Consider the following 11636-nt stretch of genomic DNA (forward strand, 5'->3'; position numbering starts at 1 on the left):
CGCGGGTCACGACGGGCGGGTCACGGCCGGCCCGATCCGGCGGCCGGTACGGTCAGCGGGTGGCCGTCACCATGGCTTCGTTCTGCGCCTCGACGATGTCGGGACGGTCGACGGGGATGTCGTGCGAGCTGTGCGCGGCCGTGACCAGACGCCGGTTGGGCGCCTCCTTCGCGAACGCGGCCTGCGCGGCACGCCACGCCCGCGCGTCGGGCGGCGACGTCGGGAACGGCGTCCGCTCGGAGCCGATCACGGTGGCGGGCACGCTCACCGCCACGCGGTCCGGTGGTACGCGTGCTGGTCCGCCACGTAATCGGCGGCGACCGCCGGCAGTTGACGGTCCCCCTTCGTCACGGGCTTGCCCTTCAACACGTCGACCTGCGCCTGCGTGGCCGCCGCGACCCGGACCACCTCGGCGTCCGCGGAGAACCGCGGCACGCTCGCGTCCACCAGCACGGCCCCCGCGCACTGCCCCGGGTGCCGCCGGGTGGCATACGTGGCGATCTCCGCCGCCTCCGAACGCGCCACCAGGATCACGCCATGGGTGGCCCCCAGATCGGTGAGCCCGGCCTCCAGATCCGAGACCGCGCTCCGCACCTTCCCCGGACCCGGCACCGCGTCGCCGGCACCCATCCCGTCCCGGAGTGCCCGCACCCGGCGAGCACCCCGGTCAGCGCCGCGGTCACCCCCACGGCGATCGCCGTACGCCGGCGCTTCGTTGACGACGGGAATCGTGCGGCCATGAGGGTCTCCCCCACAGCTACGGTCGCGGGCCGTGCGGCCCGGAACAGTGGGTTCCCCGCGTTCCTTCGACGAGTTCAACCCTGCCGTGGCCCGCACACCCGCACCCTGCGGCCGAAACCCCGAACGGGATGGACAAAACCCCGCCCCCAGCCGGGCTCCTACTCGAAGCGCGTGGGGTCGCCGGCGCCGTGATCCCCGGACGTCCCGCCGCCGTGAGGGATCGGTGGCACCGGGTCCGAGGGGTCGCGCTTCCGGCGCTCGCTCCACCAGTCGCCGCCCTGGAACACCAGCAGACCGCCCAGGAACGAGGACACCCCGGCGTACGCGAGGCCGCGCCCGTGCATGCCCTCCGCCCGGTCATCCGCGGCAACCGTCACGGCAGCCATCAACAGCGACCGACCCACGTTCGCAAGACGCACCACGCCGCCTCCCCCCGACACCCGGCACCCGGCACCCGGCACCCGACCACCAGGGTGACCTATTCCGACACCGCCGGGCCATGGACTCCCGGCACGCACGGGCGCCGGCGCCCCGGCAGACGTATGCGGGCCGGGCGGGCTCCTACTCGAAGCGGGTGGGGTCGCCGGCGCCGTGGCGGAGGATTTCGCTCGCGCCGCTGGAGAAGTCCACGACGGTGGTGGGCTCGGTGCCGCAGTCGCCGGAGTCGACCACGGAGTCGACGACGTGGTCGAGCCGTTCCTTGATCTCCCAGCCCTGGGTCATCGGCTCGCCCTCGTCGGGCAGCAGGAGGGTGCTGGAGACGAGGGGTTCGCCGAGTTCGGCGAGGAGCGCCTGGGTGACGACGTGGTCGGGGATGCGGACGCCGACGGTCTTCTTCTTGGCGTGCAGCAGCTGCCGGGGCACTTCGCGGGTGGCCGGGAGGATGAAGGTGTAGCTGCCCGGGGTCGCCGCCTTGATCGCCCGGAACACGTCGTTGTCGATCTGCACGAGCTGGCCGAGCTGCGCGAAGTTCTGGCACATCAGGGTGAAGTGGTGCCGGTCGTCGAGGTTGCGGATGGACCGGATGCGGTCGATCCCGTCGCGGTTGCCCAGCCGGCAGCCGAGGGCGTAGCAGGAGTCCGTCGGGTAGGCGACGAGCGCGCCGGACCGGATGCTGTCGGCCACTCCGCTGATGATGCGCGGCTGGGGATTCTCAGGATGTACGTCGAGGTATCGCGCCATCGGCCAAGCGTAGTACCCCGCTTGCGCTTTGCTGTCCGCCCAGGTCAGGCGCGTCGGCGGGGGTACGGGCGGCACGGAGTGGCGTAGTTCACGAAAAGAGCGCAAAAGGAACTTTATGCCATCAGCTGTCCGTCTGTTCTTGCGGTTGACCGTGAGAGGTGGGCAGTGTCTGACATGGGAGCGGGACGGGTCGGCGACGGGCCCCCGGAGCAGGGCGAGCAGGTGGAACAGGCCGAGCGCCCCGACCTGGGCAAGCACCCGGGGAAGGGCCCGCACGCGGAGGCGGAGCGAAGCGCGGAGGCGGAGCAAGGCGCGGAGGCGGACCGGAGCCCGGGGAAGGGCCGGCGCCTCGACCTGAGCGTGCCGCAGGTGGCGGGGAGCGCCGTCGCCGCGGTCGTGGCCGCCAAGCTCGCGTCCAACCTCGGCGTGTACGGGACGATCATGGGCGCCGGAGTGGTCAGCGTGCTGGGCACCTGCGGCGGCTCGCTCCTCCAGCACGTCTTCCACCGCACCGGCCGGCACGTACACGAGGTGGCCGGGCACGTCCACGGGGCAGCGACGCAGGTCAAACCGAAGCTCCTCCGCTCGGCGACCGAGACGGCGGCTGCGGCGACGCGCCCGGCCACCTCGTGTACGGCCGCCGATACGGGCACGGCCGCCGCGCGTACGTTCACCGCCGTGGAACCCCCCGCGCCCGCCGCTCCCACCGCGATCGGTCCCGTGATGGACACGACGGTGGAACCGGAGGCGGAGCCGGCGGCCGACGCGACGAGCCCGTTCCCCCTGGAGGCCACCGGCACCTTCGCGGGCCCCACCGCGTACACCGCGTACACCTCGTACACCACGCCCACCGCACAGATCGATCCCGAGAGCACCGGCTACTCCGAGGGCACCGTGCACCGCGCCCGCGGGCTGCGCTGGAAGCGGCCGGCGGCGGCGGTGGCGCTCGCGTTCGGCCTGACCATGGGCGGCATCACGGTGTGCGAACTCGCGTCGGGCCAGAACATCAGCGGCCACGGCAGCGGCACGACCATCGGCAACGCCTTCACCGGCGGCAACTCGTCGCACTCCAGGAAGACCCCGTCCCCCGGGACCACGGAGAGCCCTTCCGGCGACCCCTCCACCGGCACGCGGGACGGGGGCGACCCCACGCCGTCCGGCACCCGTCCGAGCACCGGCGGCACCGCGCCCACCTCCCCCACCCCCTCCCGGACGCCGAGCACCGGAACCGGAACGGGCGGCGGCGCGAACACGGGCGGCGGCGCGGGGACCAGCGGCGGCACGGGTACGGGCGGCGCCGGCACGGGCGGGTCCGCCCGGCCCTCCCCGTCCGCCCCGTCGGCGTCCCCCTCCCCCTCCGCCAGCGGCAACCCGGGCGGCGGCGCGGCCGACGCGCAGGACCTGCCGTAGCCCTCGGCCGCACCGTCCGGGACACCCGCGCCATCCGCCGCACTCGCCCCACCCACCCCACCCCGTACATGTGTCGACGTCAAGTATCTTGACGTCAAGCAATATCCCGGGGCAGACTCACGTGGTCTCTCGATATCGAGAGACATTCGCGACGAAGGGGGCGGGCACATGCGCGGCGGGGGAACCGGCCGGCCGGTCCGGGAACAACGGCACGGCAGCCTGATCGCGCAGGTACGGAACCCGCCGGGTGGCCGAGACGCGCGGACGATGCTCTTCGCCCTGCTGCTGGACCGCACCGGCTCCGGCATGTGGTCCGCGGTCTCGGTGCTCTACTTCACCTTCGTGACCGGGCTCGACGCCCGGCAGGTCGGGCTGCTGCTGGGCGTGGCCGGCGCGACCGGCATCGCCGGGTCCCCGCTGGCCGGCCGGCTCGCCGGTCGGTTCCCGCTCCGCCCCCTGCTGCTCGGGTCCCACCTGCTGCGGATGGCGGCCGTCGTCCTGCTGCTGGTCTGCGGCGACTTCGGCACGCTGCTGCCCGTGGTCGCCGTCATCTGCGTCGCCGACCGCGCGGCGAAGACGTGGGAGACGCTCTTCGCCACCCGCGCCGCGGGGCCGGAGCGCACCCGGTACCGGGCCCTGTCGCGCGTCATGATGAACGCCGGCTACGGCGTGGGCGCGGGCGTCGCCGCCCTCGGACTCGCGGTGGGCACCCGCGGCGCGTACACCGCCCTGGTACTCGGCAACGCGCTGTCCTTCCTGCTCGCCGGCGCGCTGGTCGCGCGCACCCGCGAGTCGCGCCGGTCGTACGAGGCACCCGCGCGGGAGCACGGCGGCGCCGGTGGGCCGGCACCCGGCACGAGCCCCTGGCGCGACCCCGGCTACCTGCTGTTCGTCCTGCTCGACACACCCCTGAACATCGACGACGCGATCCTCAACGTCGGCCTGCCGCTGTGGCTGGTGAACCACACCAGCGCGCCGCACACCGTGGTGCCCGCGTTCCTGATCGTCAACAACATCCTGGTCGTCGGCTGCCAGATGCCGGTGTCCGCCCGGATCGACGGCCCGCGCCGCGCGCTGGGGGCGGTGGTGGCGTACGGCGGCGCCCTGCTCGCCTGCTGCGTCCTGGTGGCGCTGTCGGCCGGCGGGGGCCCGGTCACCGCCTCGGTGCTGCTGCTGGCCGCGGCGGTGGCGGTGACCGGCGCGGAGATGATGCGGGCGGTGAGTTCGTGGGAGCTGTCGGTCTCCATGGCGCCGGCCCGGTCGCAGGCGGCCTACCTCGGGGTCGCCGGGGTCTCGCAGGGCGTGGCGCGGTCGGCCGGCCCGGTGGTGCTCACCGGCGCGGTGATGGTCGCCGGTCCGGCCGGCTGGCTGGTGCTGGGGACCGCGGTGGCCGGCGTGTCGCTGGCCCAACGCCGCTGCTCCGCACGCCGGCTGGACACCCTGCTCCCGCCGGAGCGGCCTGGCCCGAAACAGCCGCCGCGGCCGGCCGGCGGGCGGCGCATGGCGGCCGGGACCGGCGTTCCGGCCCCGGGTCCGGCCGATCAGCGCAGGTAACCGGGGTGGGCGCGGCCCGGCGGGCGGCGTAGCGAGGCGTAAAGCGGCGCGGCATCCACACGAAACACACCATTCATAGCTTCCCGGCCAAGCCGCCTGCGACGGCTCCGCTACGAAGGAGATGGTGGGTATGGGCCTGGCCGACAACCCGGAGATGGAAGACTACTCGCTACGTTTCACCCCCGCGGCCTTCCGCAAGTGGTCGCCGTGGATGGTGTTCCTGTCCTGCCTGGTGGGCATCTCGGCCATGGCGGGGTACGCCCTGGACGCGGCCTTCGTCGACGCGTACGGCTTCGGCAACGCGCTGGTCGGCTTCCTGGTGGCCGCGGCGGTGACGGTGCCGCTGACCTTGGTGCTCGCCTTCGCCATCGCCCGCAAGCACGTGGACATCGACCTGCTGACCCGCGGTTCGGGCTTCGGCTACCTCGGCTCGACCCTCACCTCGCTGGTGTACGCGACGTACACGCTGATCTTCCTCGCCTACGAGGGCGCCATCATGGCGCAGGCGGTCACCGCGCTGACCCACCTCGACATCCACCTGTCGTACGTGCTCGTGGCCGCGGTGATGATCCCGCTGACGCTGTACGGGATGACGTTCAGCTCCAGGTTCCAGGCGTGGACCTGGCCGTTGTGGGTGGCGCTGATCGGCCTGGCGGTGGGGGCGGCGATCACCTCGCCGGACGCCGGGCACCACATGACCTCGCCGGCCACCGTGTCGGCGTCGGGGGCGGCCGGGATCGGCGTGCTGGCGGTCTTCACCATCGCGGCCGCACAGCTGTCACTGGCCACCCAGATCGGTGAACAGGGCGACTACCTGCGGCTGATGAAGGACCCGGAGCCGGGCCGGGAGCGCGGCTGGCGGCTCGCGGTGATCTTCGGCGGACCGGGCATGTCGCTGTTCGCGGTGGCCATCTTCTTCGCCTCCACTCTGCTGGTCGGCTACGCCGGCACCAAGGCCGACGCGAGCGTGGTCGCGGTGCCGGTGGACCTGTTCACGGTGGTCTTCGAGCGGGTGACCGGCGGCCACACCTCGGCGCTGGTGCTGGCCGGCAGCCTGGTGCTGCTCTCCCAGCTCAAGATCAACATCATGAACACCTACTCGGGTTCGCTGTCCTGGTCGAACTTCTTCTCCCGGCTGCTGCACCGCCACCCCGGCCGCGCCGCCTGGGTCTTCCTCCAGGTCGGCCTGGCGCTGGTGCTGATGGAGCTGGACATCTTCCACCACATCGTCACGGTGCTGACCTGGTACGCCAACATCGGCGTCGCCTGGATCACCGCGATGTTCAGCGACCTGGTGATCAACAAGCGCTGGCTGCGGCTGAGTCCGCCGCAGCTCGTCTTCCACCGGGCGCACCTGTACAACGTCAACCCGGTGGGCTTCGGCTCGATGCTGATCGCCGCGGCGGTGTCGATGACCGCCTCCTACAAGGTGTTCGGCCCGACCGCGGCGGCGCTGGCGCCGTTCCTGTCCGTCGGTCTGGCGCTGGTGCTGCCGCCGTTGATCGCCGCCGCGACCCGGGGCCGCTGGTACATCGCCCGGCTCAGCGAACTCCCCGCGGGCGCGGAGGAGTTGCCGTGCGCGGTGTGCGGCGGTGACTACGACGTGTCCGACCTGGCGACCTGCCCCTTCCACCGCGGCACGATCTGCTCGCTGTGCTGCTCGACCGAAGGCGCCTGCCACGACCGCTGCAAGCCGAACGCCTGGCGGCCGCCGGCCGGCGCCACGATGCTCGGCATGCCGGCGATGCCCGTCCTGGTCGCCCGCGGTGGCGACGATCCGGCCGCGGTGGGCGCGCACGCCGGTGGCAAGGCTGCCGTCGAGGAGGCCCAGGCGTGAGGGCGCCGGCCGCGACCGCGGAACGTATGCCGGAGACGGAGCCGGAGCCGGACGCGGAACCGGCGCTGGAGCCGACGCTGGAACCGGACCGCGCGCCGCACCCGCCGGCCGCGGCGCCCGCCGAGCGCAACGCGCTCGTGCGGGACCGGAAACCCGGCGGCAACCGGATGCGGCCAGCATGGCACCGGATGAGACCCGTACCGCCTTCCCCCGGCCGCCGCGAGACCGCGCGCGTCCACGAGGTGCGCCGGCTGCGGGACATGATCAGGACCACCATCCAGCGCGACGGCTACCCCGGCGGCCTGCTCCCGCACGAGTCCGAGCTGATGGCCGGCCACGGGATGTCCCGGGCCACCGTCCGGGAGGCGCTGGCCATGCTGCGCGCCGACGGTCTGATCGAGCGCACCCAGGGCGTCGGCACCCACGTGGTGACCGCCACCGTGACCACCGGCCTGGCCGAGGCGCACGGCGCGGTACGGCCCACCGCCAACGGCCTCTTCGACCGGCGGATGCGCCCGCGGGTGCTGGACCGCAGCCGGATTCCGGTGCCCGGCACGGTCGCCGAACGCCTCGGCGTCCCGCTCGGCACCCCCTGCCTGCGCCTGGAGTACGTCGGCCTGCTCGACGAGGAACCGCTGCTCGTCGCCACCAACTACGCCCTCTACCCCGAGGCGGAGCGGCTGGGCGACAGCCCGTTCGTCTCGGACTGGTACGCCCTGATGGCGGCGGCCGGCGCGGCCTTCGGGCAGTCGGAGTTCGTGATCGGCTCCGAACTGGCCGACCCGCTCACCGCCGACATGCTGGGCCTGCGCCCGGGAGCACCACTGCTCGCGATGGAACAGGTCATCTACGACCCGGACGGGCGGCCGTTCGACGTGGCGTTCATCTACACCCGCAGCGACCGGATGCGGTTCATGTCCAGGGCCGTGGTGGACATCCCGCCGCCGGCCGGCGCCTGAGCGCCGCACCGCGCCGCGCCGTTCCGGCACCCCGCCGTTCCAGCACCTCACCGCCCCACCACGCGGCCGCCCCAGCACGCGGCCGCGCCCGGTCGCGCCGCCGCCAACTCCCCTTCCCGCCAAGCACTTTGGAGCTGCCACCATGACCACCACGACCACCACAACAGCCACGACCACCGCCGCCACCGCCCTGCCGGTGACGCTCACCGACGCGGCAAGGGCGCTGCGCGAGGGCACCGTGACCTCGACCGCCCTCACCCGGGCCGCGCTGGCCGCCGCCGACCGGCTGGACGCGGCGACCGGAACGTACCTGCACCGGCTCGACGCCTACGCGCTGGCCACCGCCGAGCGCGCCGACCGGGAGCTGGCCGACGGCCTGGACCGCGGCCCGCTGCACGGCATCCCGTTCGGCGTGAAGGACATCCTGGCGATGGCGGAGGGCCCGACCACCGCGCAGAGCCTGATCCTGGACCGCCGGTGGGGTGCGGACAAGGACGCGCCCGTGGTCGCCCGGCTGAAGGCGGCCGGCGCGGTGATCACCGGCAAGACCTCCACCATGGAGTTCGCCTGCGGCATGCCGGACACCGACAAGCCGTTCCCGGTGCCGCGCAACCCGTGGGACACCGCGACCTGGCCGGGCGGGTCCAGCTCCGGCACCGGCACCGGGGTGGCCGGCGGGCTGTTCCTGGCCGGGCTCGGCACCGACACGGCCGGCAGCATCCGCATCCCGGCCGCCTTCTGCGGGGTGACCGGGCTGATGCCGACCTTCGGCCGGGTGCCCAAGTCCGGCTGCGTGCCGCTGGGTTACAGCCTCGACCACATCGGCCCGCTGGCCCGCAGCGCCCGCGACTGCGCGGCGGTGCTCGAAGTGCTGGCCGGCCCGGACGCCAGCGACCCGGACTGCGTGGACGCGCCGTTCACCGCTCCCGCCCTGACCGGCGACCTCACCGGCCTGCGGATCGGCCTGGTGCGCGAGCACCACTTCCCCGAAGGCAGCGACCCGGCGGTGGAACCCGCCTTCGAGGCGGCGGCCGCGGTGCTGGCCGAGCGCGGCGCGACCGTCGTCGAGACGGTGCTGCCGTACTGGTCGGAGATGATCACCGCCGACATGGTCACCATGTCCTGCGAGGCGCTCGCCTACCACCGCACCGACCTGTCCGACCGCTGGGGCGACTACTTCCGCTCCACCCGCGCCACCATCGCGCTGGGCGCGCTGGTCTCCGGTGCCGACTACGTCCAGGCCCAGCGGGTGCGCCGGGTCGCCCAGGACGCTCTGGCCCGGCTCTTCCGCGAGGTCGACGTCATCGCCTGCCCGACCATCTCGGTCGGCGCGCCGGCCTACGAGTCGGTGGTCGACGCCGAGGGCCGGCTCGACGTGGAGGCGCTCTTCCGCTTCATCCACACGCCGTACTGGGACAGCGTCGGCAACCCCGTCATCGCGCTGCCGATGGGCTTCACCGCCGCCGGGCTGCCGCTGTCCCTGCAACTCGCCGGACCCGCCTTCGGCGAGGCGGTGCTGCTGCGGGCCGCCGACGCCTTCCAGCAGTCCACCGACTGGCACCTGCGGGTGCCGGCCGGCGCGGCACCGTACCCGGGCTGACCGCACGGCATCGCCCGCATCGCCCGCACCGCCCAGCCCCGACCCGCACCCGGCGCGCCCGCGCCGCACCCTCGGAAGGACCCCCGCCATGAACGACGCATCGCCCAACAGCGCGACACCGCACGCCGGTTCGGACGTTCCCGGCTCGCAGCAGACCGGTCCGCAGGACGCCGGCGCCGACGAGACGACCACCCGACTCCTGCTCGCCGCCGCCTCGTTGCCCGCCGACGCGGGCGAACTCGCCCTCCTCACCGCGCAGTACCCGCGGCGCCGCGCCGACGTGGACGCGCTCTACGCGGTGCCGGCCGCCCGCTACGCCGACCCCGCACTGCGCTTCCGGGCCGGCGCCACCATCGAGGAGTGGGCGCGGCCGGCGGCCGGCTGACCGCTCCCCCACGCCGACGGCCGCCGGTGCGGACCGGGTCTGCCCGGTCCGCACCGGAGGCCTGCCACGCGGGGCGGTCGCGACGGTCAGACGGTCGCGACGCCGTTCGCGTACCGCTTCATGTTGTACGTGCCGAAGCCGTTCTCGACCGGGTCACCGCTGCTGTTGATGCAGTGCAGGATGCCGCCGCCGGCCGCGTCGTTGAGGCAGACGGTCATCAGGTCGGTGAAGACCACGCCGGGGGTGTCGGGGACCTCGTAGGCGCGGTCGGTGTAGATGTTCGCCTCCAGGTTGAAGAAGCAGTAGCTCCCCAGTCCCCAGGCGAGGTGGTCGGTGACGGAGTCCGCGACCTTGTAGGCGGCGTACCCGTTGGTACCGCCGTGCACCCAGGCCGACTGGGTGGGCACGTCGTACGGGTGCTCGTTCTGGAAGAAGTACGTACGGCCGTGGTTGCCGTTCCAGACCACTTCGTACTTCTGGTAGTGCTCCACCGCCAGGGCGTAGGCGGTGACGTGCTCGCCGTTGACGAGGAAGCCGGTGTCGGCCGGGTTGACCGACCAGCCGACGGTGCCGTCCAGGCCGTGGTCGGCGCGCCAGAGCCAGAGGTTGTCGCAGATCACGTCGTTGCTGTCGAGCTGGACGCTGACCCCCGCGCCGCCGGGCAGAGAGCCGCCGATCCGGGCGTAGACGTCGAAGAGCGCGGTGGGGTCCGCGGAGTGCCTGATCCGGCTGCGGCCGTGGCCGACCCGCAGCAGCACCGGGGAGTGCGCCGAGGCCGCCTCCAGGAGCACCCCGGCGACGGTGACACCGCCGACGTCGGCGACCTCCACCAGGGAGTTGCCGTGGGTGGCCTGGAGCGTGGCCAGGCCGAGGCCCAGGACGACGGTGCCGGGGCGGTTCACCCGCAGCGGCGCGGACACCTGGTAGACGCCGGGGGTCAGCAGCAGGTGCCGGCCCCGCGCCAGGGCCCGGTTGAGGTCCGCGGCGGAGTCGCCGGGCTTGGCCACGTGGAAGTCCGACAGCGGGATGCCGCGGCCCTTGGCCCGGCCGTGGGCCCAGGTGGTGCCGGCGCTGTCGCGGCGCAGCGCGGGCACGAAGACCTGGTAGCCGCCGTGCCGGTCCGCGGTCAGGAAAGGCTTCTCCCGTACGGTCGGGGTCCGGTCGACGGTGGTGTAGGGCGGCGTGGGGAAGGACTGCGCGGGGGCGCCCTGGGTGCCGACGAAGACCATGTTCCAGTTGGAGCCGGTCCAGCTGCCGAAGGTGTCGTTGCGCGACAGCCACTGCTGCTGCGAGCCGGAGTCCACCTGGCCGTCCACCACGCTGTCGGCGAGGAATCCCCCGCTGGACCACTGGTTGCCGGGCGGGCTCGGCCACAGGGTCATGTCGCCCTTCACGTGGACACGGCGCATCGGGCCCGCCTGGGCGACCGCCCAGCGCTCCAGGCCGTCCGGCGGGGCGATGCTCAGGTTCTCCGCGGCCCGCCAGAAGTTCTGCGTGCCGTTGCCGTCCAACCACTGCGCGTCGACGGTGACATGGCCGTTGATCACCACGTCGTCCGGGCTGTCGCCCAGGCCGAGCACGTGGGTGTAGAAGCCCACGTTGACGTCGACGTTGTAGCTGCCGGGCATGAAGGCCAGGGCGTACCGCTCGGTGCCGAACTGGTTGGACTGCTGGGTGGCGAACACGGCGTCGAGCTTCGCCTGGATCGCCGCGTCGCCCATGGACGGCTCGAAGACCAGGACGTTCGGTCCCAGGTCGGCGCCGCCCCCGTGACCGGGCTGCGGGTGACCGGGGTTCGCGTGGCCGGGCTGCGAGGCGAAGGCTGAACCGGTGGCGATGCCGCCGACCAGCGGCACCGCGGCGGCGACGGCCGCTCCGCGGAGCATGGCACGGCGCGTGGGAATGACGGACACGGCTCTCCCTGAAGTGGTGGATGGGGAGGAGAACTGCGGCTGGCCCTGAACCGCG

General features: G+C 73.5%; 11 protein-coding genes. 6 read left to right on the forward strand and 5 right to left on the reverse strand.

Annotated elements, in window-relative coordinates; all coding sequences use genetic code 11:
* Positions 1 to 52: 52 nt before the first annotated feature.
* The 4 genes from AB0399_RS16360 to AB0399_RS16375 form a co-directional block, all read right to left on the reverse strand.
* Positions 53 to 274, reverse strand: coding sequence for a hypothetical protein (locus AB0399_RS16360; RefSeq protein WP_366411750.1), 222 nt, complete (start codon positions 272 to 274; stop codon positions 53 to 55).
* Positions 265 to 651: a hypothetical protein gene (locus tag AB0399_RS16365; protein WP_366411751.1), complete on the reverse strand. Its 387-nt coding sequence runs from the start codon at positions 649 to 651 to the stop codon at positions 265 to 267. The genes AB0399_RS16360 and AB0399_RS16365 overlap by 10 nt, the downstream gene beginning before the upstream one ends.
* Positions 652 to 899: 248 nt before the next feature.
* The gene (locus AB0399_RS16370; RefSeq protein WP_366411752.1) at positions 900 to 1118 is read right to left on the reverse strand and encodes a hypothetical protein; all 219 of its coding nucleotides are present in this window, start codon (positions 1116 to 1118) and stop codon (positions 900 to 902) included.
* Between the two features lie 184 nt (positions 1119 to 1302).
* A complete protein-coding gene (locus tag AB0399_RS16375) occupies positions 1303 to 1923 on the reverse strand; it encodes an L-threonylcarbamoyladenylate synthase (RefSeq protein WP_329362095.1) in 621 nt (206 codons plus the stop codon).
* Between the two features lie 165 nt (positions 1924 to 2088).
* On the opposite strand from AB0399_RS16375, the gene AB0399_RS16380 reads away from it, so the two are divergent.
* The 6 genes from AB0399_RS16380 to AB0399_RS16405 all read left to right on the forward strand — a co-directional run bounded on the left by AB0399_RS16380 (position 2089) and on the right by AB0399_RS16405 (position 9668).
* Positions 2089 to 3333, forward strand: coding sequence for a hypothetical protein (locus AB0399_RS16380; RefSeq protein ID WP_366411753.1), 1245 nt, complete (start codon positions 2089 to 2091; stop codon positions 3331 to 3333).
* A 168-nt stretch (positions 3334 to 3501) separates the two neighbouring features.
* The gene (locus AB0399_RS16385) at positions 3502 to 4887 is read left to right on the forward strand and encodes an MFS transporter (protein ID WP_366411754.1); all 1386 of its coding nucleotides are present in this window, start codon (positions 3502 to 3504) and stop codon (positions 4885 to 4887) included.
* A 130-nt stretch (positions 4888 to 5017) separates the two neighbouring features.
* Positions 5018 to 6724 (forward strand): hypothetical protein, encoded by a 1707-nt coding sequence (locus AB0399_RS16390; RefSeq protein ID WP_366411755.1) that lies wholly within the window; start codon positions 5018 to 5020, stop codon positions 6722 to 6724.
* Positions 6725 to 6750: 26 nt separating this feature from the next.
* A complete protein-coding gene (locus AB0399_RS16395; RefSeq protein WP_366411756.1) occupies positions 6751 to 7683 on the forward strand; it encodes a GntR family transcriptional regulator in 933 nt (310 codons plus the stop codon).
* A 142-nt stretch (positions 7684 to 7825) separates the two neighbouring features.
* Positions 7826 to 9283, forward strand: a complete 1458-nt coding sequence (locus AB0399_RS16400; RefSeq protein WP_366411757.1) for an amidase — start codon at positions 7826 to 7828, stop codon at positions 9281 to 9283.
* A gap of 88 nt (positions 9284 to 9371) precedes the next feature.
* Positions 9372 to 9668, forward strand: coding sequence for a hypothetical protein (locus tag AB0399_RS16405; RefSeq protein ID WP_329362107.1), 297 nt, complete (start codon positions 9372 to 9374; stop codon positions 9666 to 9668).
* 86 nt (positions 9669 to 9754) lie between these two features.
* On the opposite strand, the gene AB0399_RS16410 is transcribed toward AB0399_RS16405, so the two are convergent.
* Positions 9755 to 11554, reverse strand: a complete 1800-nt coding sequence (locus tag AB0399_RS16410; protein ID WP_366411758.1) for an adenylyl cyclase — start codon at positions 11552 to 11554, stop codon at positions 9755 to 9757.
* Between the last annotated feature and the right edge of the window lie 82 nt (positions 11555 to 11636).

The sequence above is a fragment of the Streptomyces sp. NPDC088194 genome (genome assembly GCF_040702025.1).
Taxonomy (GTDB): domain Bacteria; phylum Actinomycetota; class Actinomycetes; order Streptomycetales; family Streptomycetaceae; genus Actinacidiphila.